The 20,025-nt window shown below is 63.1% G+C and carries 16 protein-coding genes; 8 read left to right on the top strand and 8 right to left on the bottom strand.

Translation table 11 applies throughout. From position 1 onward, the window contains the following. Positions 1-7: 7 nt before the first annotated feature. The 6 genes from D0Y60_RS12670 (at position 8) to D0Y60_RS12645 (ending at position 8,319) form a co-directional block, all read left to right on the top strand. Positions 8-931: a sugar ABC transporter permease gene (locus D0Y60_RS12670; RefSeq protein ID WP_117370300.1), complete on the top strand. Its 924-nt coding sequence runs from the start codon at positions 8-10 to the stop codon at positions 929-931. 4 nt (positions 932-935) lie between these two features. Further along, positions 936-1,766 carry a carbohydrate ABC transporter permease gene (locus tag D0Y60_RS12665; RefSeq protein WP_117370299.1) on the top strand — a complete coding sequence of 277 codons (831 nt, stop codon included), beginning with the start codon at positions 936-938 and terminating at the stop codon, positions 1,764-1,766. Between the two features lie 11 nt (positions 1,767-1,777). After that, positions 1,778-2,845 (top strand): sn-glycerol-3-phosphate ABC transporter ATP-binding protein UgpC, encoded by a 1,068-nt coding sequence (ugpC, locus tag D0Y60_RS12660; protein ID WP_117370298.1) that lies wholly within the window; start codon positions 1,778-1,780, stop codon positions 2,843-2,845. A gap of 107 nt (positions 2,846-2,952) precedes the next feature. Next, positions 2,953-5,658 carry a DNA translocase FtsK gene (locus D0Y60_RS12655; RefSeq protein WP_117370297.1) on the top strand — a complete coding sequence of 902 codons (2,706 nt, stop codon included), beginning with the start codon at positions 2,953-2,955 and terminating at the stop codon, positions 5,656-5,658. A 247-nt stretch (positions 5,659-5,905) separates the two neighbouring features. After that, complete coding sequence (gene fba / locus D0Y60_RS12650) at positions 5,906-6,949, top strand: class II fructose-bisphosphate aldolase (RefSeq protein ID WP_117370296.1); 1,044 nt, start codon at positions 5,906-5,908, stop codon at positions 6,947-6,949. Between the two features lie 221 nt (positions 6,950-7,170). Next, complete coding sequence (locus D0Y60_RS12645) at positions 7,171-8,319, top strand: alpha-hydroxy acid oxidase (RefSeq protein WP_117370295.1); 1,149 nt, start codon at positions 7,171-7,173, stop codon at positions 8,317-8,319. A gap of 7 nt (positions 8,320-8,326) precedes the next feature. On the opposite strand, the gene D0Y60_RS12640 is transcribed toward D0Y60_RS12645, so the two are convergent. From D0Y60_RS12640 to D0Y60_RS12625, 4 genes are all read right to left on the bottom strand, one after another. Beyond that, the gene (locus D0Y60_RS12640; protein WP_117370294.1) at positions 8,327-9,361 is read right to left on the bottom strand and encodes a histone deacetylase family protein; all 1,035 of its coding nucleotides are present in this window, start codon (positions 9,359-9,361) and stop codon (positions 8,327-8,329) included. 2 nt (positions 9,362-9,363) lie between these two features. Continuing rightward, positions 9,364-10,752, bottom strand: a complete 1,389-nt coding sequence (locus tag D0Y60_RS12635) for a glutamine synthetase family protein (RefSeq protein WP_245409165.1) — start codon at positions 10,750-10,752, stop codon at positions 9,364-9,366. Beyond that, positions 10,749-12,122, bottom strand: coding sequence for an aspartate aminotransferase family protein (locus D0Y60_RS12630; RefSeq protein WP_117370293.1), 1,374 nt, complete (start codon positions 12,120-12,122; stop codon positions 10,749-10,751). Before D0Y60_RS12630 ends, D0Y60_RS12635 begins: the two co-directional genes overlap by 4 nt. Positions 12,123-12,201: 79 nt before the next feature. Continuing rightward, on the bottom strand, positions 12,202-13,251 hold the full coding sequence (locus D0Y60_RS12625) for a helix-turn-helix domain-containing protein (RefSeq protein WP_117370292.1): 1,050 nt from the start codon (positions 13,249-13,251) through the stop codon (positions 12,202-12,204). A gap of 262 nt (positions 13,252-13,513) precedes the next feature. Here D0Y60_RS12625 and D0Y60_RS12620 point away from each other — a divergent pair, with 262 nt between their 5' ends. Beyond that, a complete protein-coding gene (locus tag D0Y60_RS12620; protein WP_117370291.1) occupies positions 13,514-14,386 on the top strand; it encodes a hypothetical protein in 873 nt (290 codons plus the stop codon). On the opposite strand, the gene D0Y60_RS12615 is transcribed toward D0Y60_RS12620, so the two are convergent. From D0Y60_RS12615 to D0Y60_RS12595, 4 genes are all read right to left on the bottom strand, one after another. Beyond that, the gene (locus D0Y60_RS12615) at positions 14,383-14,790 is read right to left on the bottom strand and encodes a DUF3307 domain-containing protein (protein WP_117370290.1); all 408 of its coding nucleotides are present in this window, start codon (positions 14,788-14,790) and stop codon (positions 14,383-14,385) included. The genes D0Y60_RS12620 and D0Y60_RS12615 overlap by 4 nt on opposite strands. Before the next feature lie 33 nt (positions 14,791-14,823). Continuing rightward, positions 14,824-16,056, bottom strand: a complete 1,233-nt coding sequence (locus D0Y60_RS12610) for an AGE family epimerase/isomerase (protein ID WP_117370289.1) — start codon at positions 16,054-16,056, stop codon at positions 14,824-14,826. Positions 16,057-16,411: 355 nt separating this feature from the next. Next, positions 16,412-17,710 carry a glycosyltransferase gene (locus tag D0Y60_RS12600; protein ID WP_117370287.1) on the bottom strand — a complete coding sequence of 433 codons (1,299 nt, stop codon included), beginning with the start codon at positions 17,708-17,710 and terminating at the stop codon, positions 16,412-16,414. A 6-nt stretch (positions 17,711-17,716) separates the two neighbouring features. Next, a complete protein-coding gene (locus D0Y60_RS12595; protein ID WP_158565477.1) occupies positions 17,717-18,649 on the bottom strand; it encodes a GntR family transcriptional regulator in 933 nt (310 codons plus the stop codon). A gap of 204 nt (positions 18,650-18,853) precedes the next feature. Between D0Y60_RS12595 and D0Y60_RS12590 the strand changes: the two genes are divergently transcribed. Next, entirely contained in the window at positions 18,854-19,912 is a 1,059-nt protein-coding gene (locus D0Y60_RS12590) for a spermidine/putrescine ABC transporter substrate-binding protein (RefSeq protein WP_245409164.1), read from the top strand. Positions 19,913-20,025 lie beyond the last annotated feature (113 nt).

The following is a 20,025-nucleotide window of genomic DNA, read 5'->3' as shown; positions in this document are numbered from 1 at the left end:
CGAGACGATGACCCTTGCCGCCCATTCGCACGCCGCAAAACCGCTTCGAAAGCGGATCGCTGACGCGTCGGAACCCTATCTCTACAGCGCGCCCGCGCTGATCCTGATCATCGGCGTCATGCTGGTGCCACTGGTGCTCGGCATTTCCTATGCCTTCCGTGATATCCAGCTTCTGAACCCGTTCTCCGGCGGCTTCATCGGGCTCGACCATTTTCGTGCGCTCGGGCAGGACGAAGCCTTCTTCCGGGCCCTGCGCAACACGCTGTGGTGGACGGGTGCCTCCGTCTTCCTGCAATTCCTTTTCGGCCTGATCCTAGCATTGCTGCTCGACAAGCCCTTTGCCGGCCGCGGTCTCGTGCAGGCGCTCGTTTTCCTGCCCTGGGCGGTGCCGAGTTTTCTTGCCGGCCTCAACTGGGCCTGGCTGTTCAATCCCGTCATCGGCCCGCTGCCGCACTGGCTCTACGCGCTCGGCCTGCTGGATGCGCCCAACAACATCCTGTCCGATCCGCAGCTTGCCATGTGGGGGCCGATCGCCGCCAATGTCTGGTGGGGTATCCCGTTCTTCGCCATCACGCTGCTCGCCGCTCTTCAAGCGATCCCGCGCGATCTGTACGAAGCCGCGAGCATCGACGGGGCAGGGCCGGTGCAGCGCTTCCTGTCGATCACGCTGCCGTTCCTGGCGCCGACAATCGCCATCACCATCCTGCTGCGCACCGTCTGGATCTCCAATTTCGCCGATCTCATCGTCGTCATGACCAATGGCGGCCCGGCGGACCGCACCCAGATCGTCGCCAGCTACATCTTCACGCAGGCCTTCAAGCGTCTCGATTTCGGCTATGCCTCTGCCATCGCCCTCGTGCTGCTCGTGCTCCTGCTCGTCTATTCGCTGCTGATTGTGCTGCTGCGGCAGACGCTGCTCAACAAGGGGTGAGGACATGAGAAGCAAACCTATACTCACCGTCCTGCATCGCCTGGCGATCCTCGCCTATGTCGTCTTCGCGCTCTTCCCGCTGTTCTGGCTGCTGAAGGTGTCCGTGACGCCGAACGACCTGCTCTACAGTGAAGGTGTACGAATGTGGCCGTCGCGCACGACGTTCGAGCACTATTCGTTCGTCATCGCGCACAGTGCCTTCCCGACCTTCTTCAAGAACAGCCTCATCGTCGCCGGCTCCACCGCCGTCACGGTGACGATCCTCGCCTCGCTTGCCGGCTATGCGCTGTCGCGCTTCAACTTCCGGGCAAAATACTGGATCGTCGCGCTGATGCTGATCACGCAGATGTTCCCCTTGGTCATGCTGGTGGCGCCGATCTTCAAGATGCTCTCGCCACTCGGCCTGACGAACAGCCTCCCCGGCCTCGTCCTCGTCTACACCGCCTTTAACGTGCCATTCGCCACCTTCCTCATGCAGTCGTTCTTCGACGGCATTCCGAAGGACCTGGAGGAGGCGGCGATGATCGATGGGGCAACGCAGTTCGTCGCCTTCCGCCAGATCATCCTGCCGCTGACGCTGCCCGGAATCGCCGCCACGCTCGGCTTCGTCTTCACGGCCGCCTGGAGCGAACTGCTCTTCGCGCTGATGCTGATCTCGGGCAACGATGCCTCGACCTTCCCGGTCGGGCTTCTCACCTTCGTTTCGAAATTCTCGGTCGATTTCGGGCAGATGATGGCCGCGGGCGTGCTCGCGCTCATCCCGGCCTGCCTCTTCTTCCTGCTCATCCAGCGCTATCTCGTGCAGGGCCTGACGGCCGGCGCGGTCAAAGGCTGAAAGGTTTTCCCATGGCTTCCATCGATATCCAGACTGTCCGCAAAAGCTTCGGCGCCTTTCCAGTCCTGCACGGCGTCGACCTCACCATTCAAGACGGCGAGTTCATCGTGCTGGTCGGCCCTTCCGGCTGCGGCAAATCCACCCTGCTACGCATGATCGCGGGGTTGGAGGATGTCACGTCCGGCGACATCCAGATCGACGGCAAACGGGTCAACGATCTCGCGCCAAAAGACCGCGACATCGCCATGGTGTTCCAGTCCTACGCGCTCTATCCGCATATGAGCGTCGCCGACAATATGAGCTACAGCCTGCGCCTGCGCCGCTCCGCCAAGGAGAAAATTGCCAGTGCCGTCGGCGGGGCCGCCGTCAAGCTCGGGCTGGAACCGCTGCTGGAACGCCGCCCCAAGGCGCTCTCCGGCGGCCAGCGCCAACGCGTCGCAATGGGCCGCGCCATCGTGCGCCAGCCGAAGGCCTTCCTCTTCGATGAGCCGCTGTCGAACCTCGACGCCCGCCTGCGCGAGCAGATGCGCGCCGAAATCAAGAAGCTACACGGCGATCTTCGTGCGACGTCCATCTACGTCACGCATGACCAGATCGAGGCGATGACACTGGCGGACCGCATCGTCGCGATGCATGGCGGCATCGTCCAGCAGGTCGGCTCGCCGCTCGAACTTTATGACCGGCCGGCCAATCTCTTCGTCGCCGGCTTCATCGGTTCACCCGGCATGAATTTCTTCGAGGGTCGCTATCTCGTTTCCGGCGACCACGCGGATATGAGGCTCCCGAGTGGTACGACGCTGCCCATCCGCAAACGCGACGGTCTCGAATCAGGCTCGGCGGCGACGCTCGGCATCCGTCCCGAGCATGTGATTCTTGCCGATACCGGCGCGCTGGAGGCCGCGGTCGATCTCATCGAGCCGACGGGCTTTGGAATCATCATGCATGTGACGGTCCATGGCATCCCGATGAAAATTTTTACACAGGATCGTCGCATGCTCACTCCCGGCCCTGCCGTGCGCGTCGACCTGCCGCAGAACAGGCTTCACCTCTTCAATGGCGAGGGAAAACGGGTGGACTGAAACAGGATTCGGTAGACGATTTCGGTCGCGTCCAAAGACATTGTTAACCTTCATTTCCTAACCATCTACGCATCCCTATCGGCAATGATCGTCGAGTGTGCAGGTTCATGCGTATTTCCAGAACAAACTTCTATCCCGTCCTCGAAACCGAAGAGCAGAACGACGAGCAATCGGCGTACTCCTCCTATGAAAACAACGCCTTGCCGGAGATGGCGCCGGAAATCGAGGATTGGCACGCCGCGGATGAGCCGGTGGCGAACGACGAGGCCTATCATCCGCGGTTCCGCTCGCCGGCGCTGCGCAGCTACGATCCGGGCCAGTTTTCCGATGGCAGCTGGGAGAGCCATTTCTACATGGCCCCGAACGTTCGTTTCACCCGCACGCCCGACAAGGTCGCCGCCAAGATCGAGGAAGCTGCCGCCGAAGAGGCACAGCAGGCCCAGCCGGCCGCTGAAACGGTCGAGCAGCCGGTTCAGGCAGCGCAGCCGATCCTGACGCCGCAGCTCAGCCAGAGCGAATTGCTCCAGCGCCTGCGCGAGGCCCTCGAGGATCGCCGCCGACGCTCCGAGGAGCAGCAGGCGGAGGCCGCTGCTGTCGGCCCCGCACCGGCCGAACCCGCCCCGCCGCTCGTTCAGGCCGTGGTCGATGCCGGCACGAGCGGCACGCCCGCCAATTCCGCCGTGGTGTTCAAACCCAGCGCGCCGATCGTCCCGCGCATGGCCGCACCCGTCGTGAACGCCGCAAAACCCACCGTGAAGGCGGATGTCCGCGGCGCCATTGCCCGTTTTGCCAATCTCTCGGACCATGCCTTCTGGGAAACGTTCGTTCCCGACGAGGATGCCGTCGAGGTCCGGGTAAAACCTGCCGTGGCCGCAACCGTCGTGCGCATGCCGTTGCCGACACCGGCGCCTGTGGTCGCCCCGCCCGCGCCGACGCTGGTCGCCGAGGTGCGCGAAGAACCGTCCTCCATCGCGTCGCTCTTCCGCGTCGTCGAATGCCGTCCGGCAACGGTCCGCACTATCGTCGCCGAACCCGCCGTTATCGTGCCCGAGGTGAAGGTCGAGCCGGTTGCCGTGGTTCCGGCGCCCGTCGTCGAGCCGCTCGCTGAGGTCGTCCTGCCGGTTTTCGAGTTCAAGCCTGCGCCGTCCGCCGCCGTGTCGCCGGTTCCGTCCGCCGAACCTACGCGCGAAATGCCGTCTTCGGTGCTTTCCCGTGCCAAGCCCTTCCAGGTCACTATGGCAACGCCCGCCGGCGATACCTACGAATATCCGCCGCGTGACCTCTTGCAGGAGCCGCCGCGCACCGTCGGCTTCGTGCTGACGCAGGAACAGCTGGAACAGAATGCCGGCCTTCTTGAAAGCGTTCTGGAAGACTTCGGTGTTCGCGGCGAGATCATCCATGTCCGCCCCGGCCCGGTCGTCACGCTCTATGAATTCGAGCCGGCTCCCGGCGTGAAGTCCTCGCGGGTCATCGGCCTTGCCGACGATATCGCCCGTTCCATGTCGGCGCTTTCGGCCCGTGTCGCGGTCGTGCCCGGCCGCAATGTCATCGGTATCGAACTGCCGAACCAGACGCGAGAGACGGTCTATTTCCGCGAGATGATCGAGAGCCAGGATTTCGCCCGCACCGGCTTCAAGCTGCCGCTGTGCCTGGGCAAGACGATCGGTGGCGAACCCGTCATCGCGGAACTCGCGAAGATGCCGCATCTGCTCGTCGCCGGCACCACCGGCTCGGGCAAGTCGGTCGCCATCAACACGATGATCCTCTCGCTGCTCTACCGCTTCCGCCCGGAAGAGTGCCGCTTGATCATGGTCGATCCCAAGATGCTGGAACTGTCGATCTACGACGGCATTCCGCACCTTCTGACCCCTGTCGTTACCGATCCCAAGAAGGCCGTCATGGCGCTGAAATGGGCGGTGCGCGAAATGGAGGATCGCTATCGCAAGATGTCGCGCCTCGGCGTGCGCAATATCGACGGCTACAACACCCGTGTTGCCGCCGCCCGCGACAAGGGCGAGACGATCTCGATCAGCGTGCAGACCGGTTTCGACAAGGGAACCGGCGAGGCGATCAACGAGGAGCAGGAACTCTCGCTCGATCCGATGCCCTATATCGTCGTCATCGTCGACGAGATGGCCGACCTGATGATGGTCGCCGGCAAGGAGATCGAAGGCGCGATCCAGCGTCTCGCCCAGATGGCGCGTGCCGCCGGCATCCACCTGATCATGGCGACGCAGCGCCCCTCTGTCGATGTCATCACCGGCACGATCAAGGCGAACTTCCCGACGCGCATCTCCTTCCAGGTGACGTCGAAGATCGACAGCCGCACCATCCTCGGCGAGCAGGGTGCCGAACAGCTGCTCGGCCAGGGCGACATGCTGCATATGGCCGGCGGTGGGCGCATCTCGCGCGTCCATGGTCCTTTCGTCTCCGACGAGGAAGTCGAAAAGGTCGTGCTGCATCTCAAGGCCCAGGGTCGTCCGGAATATCTGGAGACGGTGACGGCCGACGAGGAAGAAGAGGAAGAGGAAAAGCCGGCAACGGGCGGTGCCGTCTTCGACAAGGGCGATATCGCTGCCGAGGATGGCGATGATCTCTACGAGAAGGCCGTCAAGGTCGTGCTGCGCGACCGCAAGTGCTCGACCTCCTATATCCAGCGCCGCCTCGCCGTCGGCTACAACCGCGCCGCGTCCCTCGTCGAGCGCATGGAGAAGGAAGGCCTCGTCGGCCCGGCCAACCATGTCGGCAAGCGCGAGATCATCTCGGGCGAGCGCGGCAGCTTCCAGGCGCCGGAACCGGCCGAAGACGACTGAGATTTTCTCCCGAGGCGATTGCCCGATTGTTGGGCATTTGTCGTACTTATTTGAAATGGATAGATTTTCCGGATCCGGCCTGCGCGAGCGGGCCGGATTTTTACCCTGTCCACGAGAAATTTATTTCGCTTATGCCATTTAATCGATTTGCCTTACACTGTGGTCTTTGAGGGCTGTTGCATATGGCGGACTGTTCTGTGAATAGTGCCGCCAACCCGTGAAATCAGCATCCTAAAGGAGGACAGGAATGGCATTGATCACCATGCGGCAATTGCTCGACCACGCAGCGGAGAACGACTACGCACTGCCGGCCTTCAACGTCAACAACCTGGAATATGTCCAGGCGGTGATGCGCGCAGCCGATGCGACGGACTCCCCGGTGATCCTGCAGGCCAGCCGCGGTGCGCGCTCCTATGCGGGCGATGCGTTCCTGCGTCACCTCATCCTGGGCGCGGCCGAAGAATATCCGCATATCCCGGTCTGCCTGCATCTCGACCACGGCGACCAGCCCTCGACCTGCATTTCGGCGATCACCAATGGCTTCACCTCCGTCATGATGGACGGCTCGCTGCTCGCCGACGGCAAGTCAATCGCCAGCTACGAATACAATGTCGACGTCACGGCGGAAGTCGTGAAGATCGCGCATGCGGCCGGCGTTTCGGTTGAAGGCGAGCTTGGCTGTCTCGGTAACCTGGAAACGGGCGCCGGTGAAAAGGAAGACGGCCACGGCTTCGAAGGCAAACTGACGCGCGACGAACTGCTGACCGATCCGGACCAGGCGCTCGACTTCGTCTCCAAGACCGGCGTCGATGCGCTTGCCGTCGCTATCGGCACTAGCCACGGCGCCTACAAGTTCACCCGCGCGCCGGATGGCGACATCCTGTCGATCGAGACGATCGCCAAGATCAACAAGAAGCTGCCGAACACGCATCTCGTCATGCACGGCTCCTCGTCGGTTCCGCAGGACCTGCAGGATCTCTTCACCGCCTATGGCGGCGAGATGAAGCAGACCTGGGGCGTTCCGGTCGCCGAAATCCAGAAGGCGATCCCGCTTGGCGTGCGCAAGGTCAATATCGACACCGACCTGCGTCTCGCCATGACCGGCACCATCCGCAAGAATTTCAAGGAGAAGCCTGATAATTTCGACCCGCGCACCTACCTGAAGCCGGCGACCGCCCGCATGCAGGAAGTTTGCCGCGAGCGTTTCGAAGCCTTTCGCACCGCTGGCAAGGCCTCTAGCATCCGCGTCAAGCGTCTGCCCGACATGGCGAAATTCTACGCGACGAATTAAGCGCGATCGCAGGATCGTTCCGCGCCCTTCCGGTTCCGCCGGGAGGGCGTTTTCTTTTGGCGTCCCGATCCATCCATATCGGCAAAATATTTTTATTGATAAATAGATCATTCATGGAGGATTGTGCGTGCGAACCCTTGCCGCCCCACCATCCTGCTCTTAAAGATTTCACATCCCTATGGACGGAATGTCGTGGCCGCGGCCCGACTTGTGAGGACGAGATGAGCGTAGAGCAGGCCCTGACGATCAGCGACCTTAAAGAGCAGGCACGTCGTCGTGTGCCAAAAATGTTCTTCGAATACGCGGATTCGGGCGCCTGGACCGAAGGTACCTACCGCGCCAACGAAGAGGACTTCCACAAGGTCAAGCTGCGCCAGCGCGTGCTGGTCGATATGAGCAACCGGTCGCTGGCCAGCGAAATGATCGGCGAGAAGGTCTCGATGCCCGTCGCCATTGCGCCGACCGGCTTCACCGGCATGCAGCATGCCGATGGCGAAATGCTGGCCGCCCAGGCGGCCGAGGAATTTGGCGTGCCCTTCACGCTCTCGACCATGAGCATCTGCTCGATCGAGGATGTGCGCTCCGTCACCTCGAAGCCCTTCTGGTTCCAGCTTTACGTGATGCAGGACCGGGATTTTGTGCTCAATCTCATCGATCGTGCCAAGGCCGCCGGCTGCTCCGCGCTGGTGTTGACGCTTGACCTGCAGATCCTCGGCCAGCGCCACAAGGATCTGCGCAACGGCCTGTCCGCCCCGCCGCGCTTCACGCCGAAACATCTCTGGCAGATGGCGACGCGGCCCTTCTGGTGCTTCGATATGCTCGGCACTAAGCGCCGGACGTTCGGCAATATCGTCGGTCACGCCAAGGGGGTCGGCGACCTTTCCTCGCTCTCCTCATGGACCTCGGAACAGTTCGACCCGCAGCTGTCCTGGAAGGACATCGAATGGATCAGGGAACGCTGGGGTGGCAAGCTAATCCTCAAAGGCATCCTCGACGAAGAAGATGCCCGCATGTCGCTCGGCAGCGGCGCTGATGCGATCATCGTTTCCAACCACGGCGGCCGTCAACTCGATGGCGCGGCTTCCTCGATCAGCATGCTGCCGCGCATCGTCGATGCCGTCGGCGATCAGATGGAAGTGCACCTCGACGGTGGTATCCGCTCCGGCCAGGATGTGTTGAAGGCACTGTGCTATGGCGCCAAGGGCACCTATATCGGCCGCCCCTTCCTCTACGGCCTCGGCGCTGGCGGCAAGGCTGGCGTGCGCCGCACGCTCGAGATCATCCGCAAGGAACTCGACATCACCATGGCGCTCTGCGGCGAGCGTGACGTGAAGAACCTGTCACGCAACAATCTGCTCAAGGACGTTTGAGAGCGCCTCAGGCGCCCTCAAACCCCTGCAGTACATTCACCGCGTTGACGCCGAGCGCGTCGACGGCGTAGCCGCCTTCCATGACGAAGAGCGTCGGCAGGCCGAAATCGGCGATGCGGCTGCCGATCGTCAGGAAGTGCTCGCTCTCCAGCTTGAATTGCGAGATCGGATCGTCCTTGAACGTATCTACGCCGAGCGAGATGACGAGGGCGGTCGGGGCGTAGGCGCGGATCTTTTCGTGCGCGTCCTCGAAGGCGGCCTGCCATTCGCTCCAGGGCGTGCCTGAGGGTAGTGGGTAGTTGAGGTTATAGCCTTCGCCCTTGCCGGCGCCGCGTTCGCGGGCATAGCCGAGATGGAATGGAAACTCGAAATCCGGGTCGCCGTGCAGGCTGGCCAGGAGCACGTCGTCGCGGTCGTAGAAGATTTCCTGTGTGCCATTGCCGTGGTGGTAGTCGACGTCGAAGATCGCGACGCGGTCGTGGCCGTTATCGAGGAAGTGCTGGGCGGCGATGGCGGCATTGTTAAGGTAGCAATAGCCGCCGAAGAAATCGCGGCCTGCGTGATGGCCCGGCGGGCGGCAGAGCGAGAAGGCGGCTCGTTCGCCTGATAGCACGGCGTCCGCGCCGGCAAGGGCCGTGTCGGCGGCGCGCTTGGCGGCCTGCCACGTCGTCTCGGTGATCGAGCCTGCCATGTCGAAGGAATAATAGGACAGGCGCGCGTCGAGACCGGAGGGCGGGGTATCGATCATTGGCATGGAGCGGTGGCGCCAGCTATAGGGCCAGACCTCGCCGTCGCGTCCGGCCGCACGCCATTCATCGAATACGTTTTCCAGGAAATCCAGATAGTCTGGTGTGTGGATGCGCTCGATTGCGGCGCGGTCGTAAGGTGCTGGCTCCAGAACCGGCCCGAGGCCGACGTCTTTCACGCGCTTCAGCACGATTTCGGCACGCACCGGCTTTTCGAAGGTTTCGACGATGCGGCCGAACGAAAGCTCCATGCCGCTGTGATGCAGGTGATGATCGGAAGTATAGAAGGTTTTCATCGTTAGACGGTCTCACCGTAGAGCGTACGTTCCAGCGCGGTCACCTCGCTGGCGAAGCGGCGGTATTCTGCGCGCTTGAGGGCGAGGAAGACGTGATGCAGTTTTTCGCCAAGCGCTTCCTTGAGGAAGGCGGAGCGGGTTGCCGTCTCGATGGCACTGCGCCAGTCCGGCGGCAGTTCGTCGCCCAAGGCTTCGGCGTAGGCGGTCGTTTCCGGGCCCGGGTCGGCCTTGGCGAGTAGCCCATTGCGCATGCCAGCCAGCACCGTTGCGCCAACCAGATAGGGGTTGGAATCGATACCGGCGGCGCGTTGCTCGAGATGGCGGCCGGCTGGCGAGCCGGCGGGGACACGCACGGCGACGCTGCGGTTGTTGGTACCCCAGGTCGGCGTGGTCGGCGCATAGCTCTGCGCGGAGAAACGACGCCATGAATTGAAATGGGGCGCGAAGACCAGCATGGATTCGTGCATGGTTTCGAGAAGGCCCGCGATGGCCTGTTTCAGGAGCGGCGACAGTGCCTCGCCCTGGTCTGCGAAGAGGTTGTTGCCTTCGCCATCGGCAAGACTTGCATGGACATGCATGCCGGAGCCGGCGCGGCCGGCAAAGGGCTTGGCCATGAAGCAGGCCATCATGCCGTGACGCACGGCGAGCGCCCGGATAAGCCTTTTCAGCATGGCAATATCATCGGCGGCCCGCAAGGCGCTGCCATGGCGCAGGGTCAGTTCGAACTGGCCCTGGGCATATTCCGAAATCATCGTCTCGACGGGCAGGCCCTGCGCTTCTGCACCCCGATAGACGGCGTCGATGAAGGGTTCCAGCCGGTCGAGTTCGGTGACGCCATAGACCTGAATGCCGTCAGGCCTTTCGCCGGAGAGCGGCAGGCGCAGCGGCTGGAAGGTACCATCGGCGGCGTGTTCACGGTCGAGCAGGTAGAATTCCAGCTCATAGGCAAGAACCGGATGGAAACCATCGGCTTCCAGCAGTTGCACCTGACGCGCCAGCGCATGGCGCGGATCGGCCGCCATCGGCGTGCCGTCGAGTTCGAAAAGCGCGAGGCGGACTTCGCCGCGTGGCGGCGAGGTCCAGGGCAGGGGAACCAGCGAACCCGGTATCGGCCAGGCGCGGCGGTCGGCATCGCCGTCCGCCCAGACGAGGCCGGTTTCCTCTACATCCTCGCCGGTCACGTCGAGACCGAGAATGGAGCCAGGCAGGTGTCGGCCAGAGCGGAAGATCGGCAGCAATTCATGCCGGCGGATGATCTTTCCGCGTGCGATGCCGTTGAGGTCGATCAGCACGAGATCGAAGGATGTGATCTCCGGATGTGCGGCAAGGAAAGCTTCGGCCTCGGCAATGTCTGCGGCCTGCGGCGGGCGGGTGGCGATATCACGGCTCACGCGGCGGCCCTCCGTTCCGCCAGGCGGCCGAGCACGGTTGCGAAGGCCTCGACGAGCCCGTCGGCCTGCTCCTGCGACAAAGCGGGGCTGACCAGTACCATGTTGTGGAACGGCGTCAGGAGATAGCCGAGGTTCAGCATGGAGAGATGCAGCGCGGCCTCGATCACATCGGAAGCGGCGGCGCGGGCCTCGGCGGCGTTGGTGACCGGGACGGGCGAGAAGACGACCTCCAGCCGCGCGCCGACGCGCGAAACCGTCCAGTCGAGACCGGCGGCGGAAATCGCAGCCTTGAAACCTGCTTCGATGCGGTCGGCATTGGCCTGCATCTTGCGATAGGCGTCCTCGGTCATGACGTGCTCGAGGCAGGCGCGCAGGCAGGCGAGCTGGAGCGCGCTGCCGGACAGCGTCGTGCCGATGCCGGAATGGCCGTGGCCGCTCTGCTCGCGGCGGATGAAGTGCAGCTTGTCGGAAATCGCCTGGGTCATGCCCCAGACGCTGACGGGCACGCCGCCGCCGATCGGCTTGCCCATGACGACGAGGTCGGGCTCCAGCCCATGCACCATCGAATAGCCGCCAAGGCCGGTGGAGATCGTGTGCGTTTCGTCGATCAGGAGCAGCGTGCCGGCGGCGCGGGTCAGGCGGCGCAGCGCATCGTGAAAGCCGGGGGCGGGCGGGATCATGCCGCAATTGGTCATGACCGGTTCGGCGAGCACGCAGGCGATGTCGTTGCCGGCGAGCGCCTTTTCCAGCGCGGCTTCGTTGTTGAAGGGAATGGAGACGGTGAGTTCGCCGAGGTCGCGCACCTGGCCGAGCAGGTTGCGGCGCGAAATGGTCTTGCCGTCGACGAGATCGACCAGCGTATCATCCACGGCGCCATGGTAGCAGCCGTCGAAGACCAGAAGCTTGGCGCGACCGGTGACGGCGCGGGCGACGCGAATGGCGAAACGGTTGGCATCACTGGCCGTGGCGCCCAGCTGCCAGCGCGGCAGGCCGAAGCGCTCGACCAGCAAGCGGCCGACGATCTGGGCATCCGAGGAGGGCAGCATGGTGGTCAGGCCGCGCGTGCCGGCGTTCTTCAGCGCGTCGAGCACTGGCGCCGGCCCATGGCCGAACATGGCGCCGGTATCGCCAAGGCAGACATCGACGATGCGATTGCCGTCGAGATCGACGAGCTCCACGCCGCTCGCCTGATCGACGACGAGCGGGAAGGGCGTTGGCCAATCGAGCATCCAGTGCTGCGGCACGCCGTCGAAGAAACCGGATGTTGCCTCATCATGCGCCGCCGCGCAACGCGGCCGCTTCGCGCGAAAAATTTCCGCTTCCGCCTCGACAAGCGCGTGGGCACGCGCCTCCAGGTTCGCCCTCTCCATCCCGATCTCCAGCTGGTTCATACAAGAAATGTGATCACATATTGTTTGATGTGATGTCAGCTGTCAAACGGCAAGATGCTTATAGGGACCCCACGATGCGCAGCCAGTCGTGTACCGAGGCGGCGGTCTGCCGCTCGGTAGCAGTCAGCGCGCGCGGGCCGCGGTCCCCCATGTCGCGCACCTCGCTCGGGCTCATGCCGAACTGGTGGCGGAAGGCGCGGGAGAAGGTGGAAATGTCAGGAAAACCGCAGGCATAGGCGACCTCGCCCACCGTGCGCTTGCCGTCATTCGTCAACATATCAAAGGCGGCGCGCAAACGGCGCGTGCGGATATAGTCCGTCACGCCGCCGACCGGCTCGAAAAGCCGATAGAGCGTAGCGCGCGACAGGCCGAACATCTTGCAGAGATGGTCTGGACCGAGATCCTGCTGGGCCATGTTCTGCTCGATATAGCGCCGGACCTCCATGATGACAGCGCCCCGCACGGTTGGGGCGGGCGGGTTGCGGTTGCTGACCTGCGGCCCGACCAAGTTGGTAACGAGGTTTGCCGTCGCGGCGACGATCGCTGGCGCCTCCGCCTGCGTGATGTCGGAGAGATCGTCGAAGAGCGCGCGAAGATGGCTGCCGATCAGCCGGCCCGTGCTGGTCGAGCGTTTCAGCACGAGACCGTGCAGAGCATCGTTCTGAACGTCCTTGCTGAACAGCATGTGGCGTGGAAGGACGAGCGTCAGGTTGCGGCAATGCCGGGTCTCCGCTTGCATGGGACGAGACAGGTCGAAAAGCGAGATGTCTCCGGCTTCGACCAGGATCGTCTCGCCGTTGACGGTTCGCAGGTCGCTGCCGTCGAGTGTCACCTGCACGAAAATCAGGTCGAGCCCTGTGCGGGCGATCCGGCGCATGTCCCGCGAGAATGCGTAGGTCGTGCCGGTCATGTCGGCGACGAAAAACAGCGCTGGCCCCATGAAGTATGTCGAAAGCTCGGCATGGAAATCGTCCAGCCGCTCTGGTGTCAGCAAGGTCGTGCGGAACACCGGATCGAGCGTTTCGGCGAAGAGCTGACTTGATCGACGAACATCCGCGCCGGCCTCAGCGGTTACGGAGTTGGAGAGCAGCTTGTCGGCAGAACTCATTGCGACTCACGATTGTTAATTTCTGGCATACCTCTCAAGTCCACAGAGCGGACGAAGGTTCCTCAAAAGGTGAAAGGCTATAGGATTTAATGGTTTTGCACTGCGTATCATTCTTTTGTCGCTACGTCTCATATCGCGTGGTCTGACAATTGCCGCGATTGACAGGTCGCTCTTGCTCGAACCCCATGGAAAATAATGGGTCCATCAGGCGCGCGGGCGCGCCGAAATGGAACATCGCGCCGGTTCATATTGGGGAATAGGCATGGATCAGGTCACATTCGACGATTGTTCGGTCGCATTTCGCGTGCCGTCCTATCAGTTCTTGAGCGCGCCTGGCTTTGCCGAGGCCCGCGATGGGCTGATTGCCGGCAAGCTCGCGCTTTACGAGGGAAATCATCTCTTCAATCGGCTGATCCTCGAGGAGGGGCGATTTTTATGCTACCTCGCGGTGCTGGCGCTCCATGCCGCACAGGACATCACGCAGCCCGCTACCTGGCTGACGCTCGGCCGGCTTCAGCGGGAGGTGACGGACCTCGGCATCGCCAGCCGCAACCGCGTCGAGGCCCAGGTCTCGTACCTGCGCAAATATGGCTTTCTCTCCCAGCAACCCCATGCCTCCGACCGGCGCGTGCGCCTGCTCGTGCCGAGCAGCGCGCTTCTTGCGCGCGATGCGAGGGTGCTCGGCCTTCTTCTGAACGGTATCTCGTTGTTCGGCCTGTCACCCACCGAAGGGTGCAGGGGATCGCCGGATGCGGCTCTGCACAAGGGGATGCGCCGCGCGACGCTCTCGCATCTACCCGATATCAGCCGCCTCATCCGCCGGCACTTGCCGTTGGCGCCGTTTTTTGCGCATGACTGCGGCTATATGATCATGCTGCTGCTGCTGCGCGGTGCGCAAGAAAATGACGGTTTTGTCGTGACGACCGGCTATCAGCGGCTGGCGACCCAAACGGGCGTTTCGCGCACCCATGTGCGCCGGATCGTCGAGGCGGCGCGCGATGGCGGACTTGTCGAGACGGATGCGCGTGGCGGTCATGATATCAAGCTGACGCCGCTGATGTGGCATGCGGCCGATCGCTGGTTTGCCGACCAGTTCGCGCTGACCGATCTCCTGCTGCGCGAGGCGTTGGATTAAGCGACGGCGCCGGCTGCGGCGAGCACGATCGCAAGGACGATATGCGTGAGATGATGCAGGCTCTGGTCAAGGCCGAACAGCCACCAGAAGGCTGTTTGGCGAGGCGTCAGTGCGCTCCGGCGCGTTGAAATGCTTTTGAGGCGATCGATGATGCCATGGACTAGCATGTCGGCGAGGCCGAGCCAGGCCAGCGGCGGTGCGACGGCGAGGAAAAGCGCCGCCGTCATCGCGCCATGCACGCCGGCATGGGCGGCAAGCGGCAGGAGCCAGCCTTTCGGCCGGTCCTTGCCTGTCGCCATCCAGTCAGTCTGCAGCAGAAAATCCGCCAGGAAATGCTTGATGAGGAACGCCACCGAGGCGGCGGCGATCCAGGCGGTCGAGATCTGCTCCGGTACGTCGATCATGTCTCTCCCGCTTACCCGGCAGAAAGAGGCGGCCTAGCGGCCGCCGGATTCGATGATGCCCTTGGTCACGCTGCCCGTTGCCGGATAGAGCGGGATCAGGCAGGCTTGCAATGCATGATAGATGTCGCCCTTGCCGGCGAAAAGGGTATAGCTCGGCACGAGGTCTTCCGTCAGTTCCTCATGCCAGCCGCCGCGGTCCTGATCGAGGAAATGGCGGGAAATGCCGTCCCAGATCTTGCGATACCAGGTCTCGTGGAAATCGCTCGGCAGATGTTCGGCAAGGAACGCCGCCGCACCCACGCCTTCGGCCATCGGCCACCACAGCTTGTTGCGCTTGGCGGGTTCGTCGTTCCAGTCGAGCGTGTAGAAGAAGCCGCCTTTTTCGTTATCCCAGCCGAGCGCGATGGACTGCGCAAAGAGCGCCTTGGCCGCCTCCGGCATCCAGTCATGCTTTTTGCCGCCGAGCGCGTAGAGCTGGAGGATGAGACGGGCCCATTCCAGCCAGTGCCCCGGCGTGGTGCCGGAGGGGCGGAACATCTCGTTGCCGCGATAGTCCTTGTCGAGCACCCAGTTTTCGTCGAAATGCTCGGGCACGCGGAAACCGTTTTCACCCGCGCGGCGGCGGATGATGAGGTCGGCGATGCTTTCCGCCTTGTCGAGATAGCTTTTCTCGCCGGTTGCCTCGAAGGCGGCCATCAGGGCTTCGGTCAGGTGCATGTTGGAGTTCTGGCCGCGATAGCCGGGAACCGGCGACCAGTCCGCCTCGAATTCCTCGGCGATGGCACCGTGCTTGGCTTCCCAGAAACGGTTTTCCAGCACGTCGGTAACGTCCGCGATCATCCGATCGGCATCGGGGTGGCCGGCGAGCTTGGCGCTGGAAGAGGCCAGCAGCACGAAAGCGTGGCCATAGCCCTGCTTGCTCGCATCGAGCAGGCCGGAATTGTCGAGCGACCAGTGGTAGCCGCCGCGCTCGTGGTCGCGGTGCTTTTCCCAGAGATATTTCATGCCGTGATCGACGATATCGTCGGAACCCGGCCGGCCGAGCAGGCTGCCGATCGCAAAGCAATGCACCATGCGTGCGGTGGAATGGATGCCGCGGATCGGATTGCCGGCATTGATCGGCCGTCCCTCCACATCGAGTTCGTGGAAGCCGCCGAGCGGGTTGAAGGCCCGGTTCTGGAAGAAATCGAACAGGCGGTTTGCTTCCCGCCAGAGCCATTGACGATGGTAGTCGCGCTTGCGCCAGGCCGTGCCAAGGTGTCCCATGATGCGTTCTCCTTTTTGTCGGTCCGCATTGTCGTTTCCCATGCCGGGGCCAGACCGGAGCGCGGGGGGATTTGCCGTGGCGTGAGAGATCACGCACGGCCCGCAACACTCATGATGACGGCTGGCCTTCGACAGGTGGGGAGCGTTTTATGGCCCAGAACGCATGGCGTCGCAACCCGCGAAGGACAAAGCGCCCGCCGGCTTTGCGCGCAGGGGTGATCTCGGAAATGCGGTGCAGCATTTTTACACGCTCCCGGCCGGCGCGTGGTGCACAGTCTCTTTCGGCGGCGGGTGCGACTACCTTGAACGTGCTCCTCTTGACCGGCGACAGCAGGCCCTCTCGATGGAGAGCTGATCACGCATTCCGGTCTCTCTGCCGGATCGGGGTCTCGCTCAGCACCCTGACGATTTCCTCCGCAGCGCGGGCGACGCCCGCCGCCTTATGCATTTTTGCCGCATTCGCCTTCAGGCGCTTGTGCATGGCCTGATCGCCGAGCAGACCTTCTATTGCGGCCGTGAGGTCGGCATCGCTCCAGTCATAGCGGTCGAGGCGGCGGCCGACGCCGGTTTCGGCGGCGCGCGCCGCATTGTCGTGGCCATCCCAGCAATAGGGCATGACGAGCGACGGCACGCCGTAATAGAGCGCCTCGCAGAAGGAGTTGTTGCCGCCATGATGGATGAACAGGCTCGCCTGCCCGACCACGGAGGGCTGCGGGAACCAGCTGTCGATGAAAACATTGTCGGGCACGTCGCGATAATCCTCGCGCCAGTGCCCGGCATTGACGAGGAAGCGATAGGGCAGCGTCGCGAAGACGGCGATCATGCGCTTCGTCATCGCCACATCCATGGCACCGAGCGAGCCGAAGCTCGTCAGCACGAGCGGGGCATCGTTGTGGCTGGCGAAACGCGGCGGCGTATAGGGCGCCTCGTGGCGCACGCAGCCATCGAGGAAAACGACGTTTTGCGTATCGAGCGGCGCGCGGCGCGCATGGCGGATGATCTCGGGCGCCAGCAGCAGGTTCAGCCACGGGGAGAGATCGAGGAATGTCGGAGCCGCCGGAGCCTTGAGGCCGCATTCGGCCAGGAAGGCGGAAAAGCGTCTGTGGGCAGGGGCGACGGTCTTTTCGTAGCGGCTGGCAAATATGGTCCAGGCCTCGCGTTCGTTGTCGCCGCAGCCGGAGAGATAGGGCGGGATGGTCTCGTCTGGAATTTCCGTTTCGGCGCAGGAGACGACGCGGATCCAGGGCACGCCGGCATTGGCGATGGCCGGGAACATCACGACGTTGTCGAGCACGATCGCATCCGGCTTCAGCCGGGCCAGAAGCTGGCGCAGCGGCTCTTCCACCCGCATCGCGGTATCGACGATCGCTTCCCAGGTCGGGCCGACATAGCTTTCGATCTGGTCGAGCGGCGTCTGGCGGAAGGCGTCCTGGTGGCGTTCGATGAAATCGGTCCAATCCGTCGGTGCGGCGTCCGCTTCGGTCAATTGATATTCGGCAAAACCGTATTCGGCAAAGACGCCGGAAAAGCCCGGATGACAGAGGAAGACCGGGCGATGGCCCATGCGCCGCAATTCCTGGGCGATGCCGACGCAGTTGAGGGCGGCGCCGTAGCTCGCTTCCGGGAAGAGGGCGATGGTCTTTGCTGGCGCCATGGAGGACTAACGCACGACAAGCTTGAAGGCGGGGGGGACGCCGCGGCCGGCGAGCCGGGGGCGCTGCGATTGGGAAAGCTGTATATGCACACGCATCAGATCGGCGGCAAGCTCCATCTGGCCGCGCTCGATCTGCTCGAGGATCTGGATATGTTCGAGGTTCGACTGCATCAGCCTGTAAGCGTTGACGTGGCCGGCCGGTGGGCTGGCGCGGCGGCGGCGGTGGTGGTTGGCGAGCGCTTCCGCCATGAAGGGATTGCCGCAGGAGCGGGCGATCAGCAGGTGGAAATCGTAGTCCGTCCGGTCGAAGAGCTTGCGGTCGAAATTGGTCTCGTTCATGCCGCGCAGGATCAGCATGGACTGGCGCAGCGCCGTCATCGCCGGCATGTCACGCTTGAAATCCGGTAAAGTCAGCGCCAAAGGCTCCGTCGCGAGACGGAATTCGTAGCTCTTCGCCGCCGCATCACCGCTGATGGCAAAATGCTTCAGCAACCATTGCTGGCCGGCGCCGCGTTCGGCGAGGTTTTCCTCCGCCAGTTTCATCAGGGCATTTTGTACCGTCTGGCGCGAGACGTTATAGCGGCGCTGGAGCGCGGCAACGGTCTGGTTTTCGGCAATACGCCCGGCGGCGAGGTCGCGCAGGATCGCCGCATAGATTTCGCTGTCGCCGTCGCCGTCCGTGATGTCTTCGAGCCGCGCTGTCGCGGCCGGATCGACCGCCAGGAGATAGCCACCCTCACTATCCGAGGTTACCATGTCGCGCTCGGCAAGTATCTGCAAAGCCTTGCGGATCGGCGTTCTCGAGACTTTGCAGAGCGAGGCCAGCGCCTGCTCCGCCAGCCGTTCCCCCGGTGCCATGCCGCGCTCGCCGGCGACATCCAGTATTTTTTGCGCCAATTCGACATGGCGGAAATTGGGGCGTTTCGGCTCGGGGCTCATTGTTCGCGTCTGCCTTCCATTGCCGTGCATGCTGCCCTTTGAGCCGTGGTTTCGCAAGTCCGGAAATACGTGGGTCACAAAAATGCATTTGGCCTATTGACGTATTTTTTTTCTAAATAATACTGCCTGGCGACAGGGAATGAGACCGGAGAACCGGCGCGCCCGTCGAAGAGGTTGGAACAACGTAAAACAAGGGAGTCTTCCGTGACCGTGAAGAACCGACTGACTGCGACCTGCGCGGCCGCGGCGCTGGCTGCCGCATGCCTTGCGGCGGGTACGGCATCCGCCGCCGATCTCGTCATCTCGAACTGGGCCGGCTACATGGCCCCCGATATCGCGGAGCAGTTCAAGGCTGCGACGGGGCTGGAAATCGAGGTGGTCAACCACGCCACCAACGAAGAAGTCATGGGCAAGCTGATGGCGAGCGGCGGCAAGGGCTACGACGTCGTCTTCGTCTCCTCGCCCTTCGCCGAAATCCTGAACGGGCAGGGGCTCGCGGCACCGATCGACAAGGCCGCCGTGCCGAACCTCGCCAATCTCTATCCAGAGGCGACGACGCTCGCCTACGATCCCGGCAACACTTTTTCGGTGCCCTATACCTGGGGTACGACGGGCCTTTGCTACCGCTCCGATCTCGTCAAGGACACGCCGGACAGCTGGCTGAACCTGCTCCAGCCGGCCGATGCCATCAAGGGCAAGACGACCATGCTGGCGACCGACCGCTGGCTGATGGCGGCCGGCGAACTCGCCAAGGGCTATTCGGTCAACGAGAAGGATCCGGCGAAGCTCGAGGAGGTGAAAAACCTGCTCATCGAGGCGAAGAAGACGCTGCTCGCCTATGACGACACCACCTTCTACTCCAAGCTCGTCTCTGGCGAGGCGTCGCTGGTGCATGCCTGGGACGGCTGGTGCAATTACGGCATCACCGAAAACAAGGACATCAAGTTCATCGTGCCGAAGGAAGGCTCCGACCTCTGGATCGACACGATCGTCGTGATGAAGAGCTCGGAGAAGCAGGAAGCGGCGATGAAGTTCATCAACTTCATCCTCGATGCCAAGAACCACGCCTGGGCCGCACAGAACATCCTCTACAAGGTGCCGAACAAGGCGGCGATGGAGAGCCTCGACAAGGCGCTGTCAGAGCAATACCCGAACATGGCAATGGCGCCGGCTGATCTCGTGAAATACGAACTGCTGCGCGACCTCGGGACGGCGCAGAAGGACTATTCGCGCATCGTGAGCGAGATCAAGGCCGCGAACTGAGCACGGCCCCTTCCCGTGGCGGCCGCGAGGCGGCCTGCCGCCACGGGCGATTTTCTTCCTGATATCCATTCATGCGCGATGCCGTGACGGCATTGCGGGAGCGAAGCCTTGTC

The sequence above is a fragment of the Shinella sp. WSJ-2 genome (genome assembly GCF_003432075.1).
GTDB lineage: Bacteria > Pseudomonadota > Alphaproteobacteria > Rhizobiales > Rhizobiaceae > Shinella.
The sequence above is the reverse complement of the archived record's forward strand: the minus strand, read 5'-3'. Positions and strand labels throughout refer to the sequence as shown.

What these genes read in the sequence shown, in the direction of transcription:
- D0Y60_RS12665 (WP_117370299.1), top strand. Translation starts at nt 936, where the DNA reads ATGAGAAGCAAACCTATACTCACCGTCCTGCATCGCCTGGCGATCCTC.
- D0Y60_RS12620 (WP_117370291.1), top strand. Translation starts at nt 13,514, where the DNA reads ATGGATCAGGTCACATTCGACGATTGTTCGGTCGCATTTCGCGTGCCG.
- ugpC (WP_117370298.1), top strand. Translation starts at nt 1,778, where the DNA reads ATGGCTTCCATCGATATCCAGACTGTCCGCAAAAGCTTCGGCGCCTTT.
- D0Y60_RS12670 (WP_117370300.1), top strand. Translation starts at nt 8, where the DNA reads ATGACCCTTGCCGCCCATTCGCACGCCGCAAAACCGCTTCGAAAGCGG.
- D0Y60_RS12615 (WP_117370290.1), bottom strand. Translation starts at nt 14,790, where the DNA reads ATGATCGACGTACCGGAGCAGATCTCGACCGCCTGGATCGCCGCCGCC.
- D0Y60_RS12610 (WP_117370289.1), bottom strand. Translation starts at nt 16,056, where the DNA reads ATGGGACACCTTGGCACGGCCTGGCGCAAGCGCGACTACCATCGTCAA.
- D0Y60_RS12630 (WP_117370293.1), bottom strand. Translation starts at nt 12,122, where the DNA reads ATGGAGAGGGCGAACCTGGAGGCGCGTGCCCACGCGCTTGTCGAGGCG.
- D0Y60_RS12625 (WP_117370292.1), bottom strand. Translation starts at nt 13,251, where the DNA reads ATGAGTTCTGCCGACAAGCTGCTCTCCAACTCCGTAACCGCTGAGGCC.
- fba (WP_117370296.1), top strand. Translation starts at nt 5,906, where the DNA reads ATGGCATTGATCACCATGCGGCAATTGCTCGACCACGCAGCGGAGAAC.
- D0Y60_RS12595 (WP_158565477.1), bottom strand. Translation starts at nt 18,649, where the DNA reads ATGAGCCCCGAGCCGAAACGCCCCAATTTCCGCCATGTCGAATTGGCG.
- D0Y60_RS12645 (WP_117370295.1), top strand. Translation starts at nt 7,171, where the DNA reads ATGAGCGTAGAGCAGGCCCTGACGATCAGCGACCTTAAAGAGCAGGCA.
- D0Y60_RS12640 (WP_117370294.1), bottom strand. Translation starts at nt 9,361, where the DNA reads ATGAAAACCTTCTATACTTCCGATCATCACCTGCATCACAGCGGCATG.
- D0Y60_RS12600 (WP_117370287.1), bottom strand. Translation starts at nt 17,710, where the DNA reads ATGGCGCCAGCAAAGACCATCGCCCTCTTCCCGGAAGCGAGCTACGGC.
- D0Y60_RS12655 (WP_117370297.1), top strand. Translation starts at nt 2,953, where the DNA reads ATGCGTATTTCCAGAACAAACTTCTATCCCGTCCTCGAAACCGAAGAG.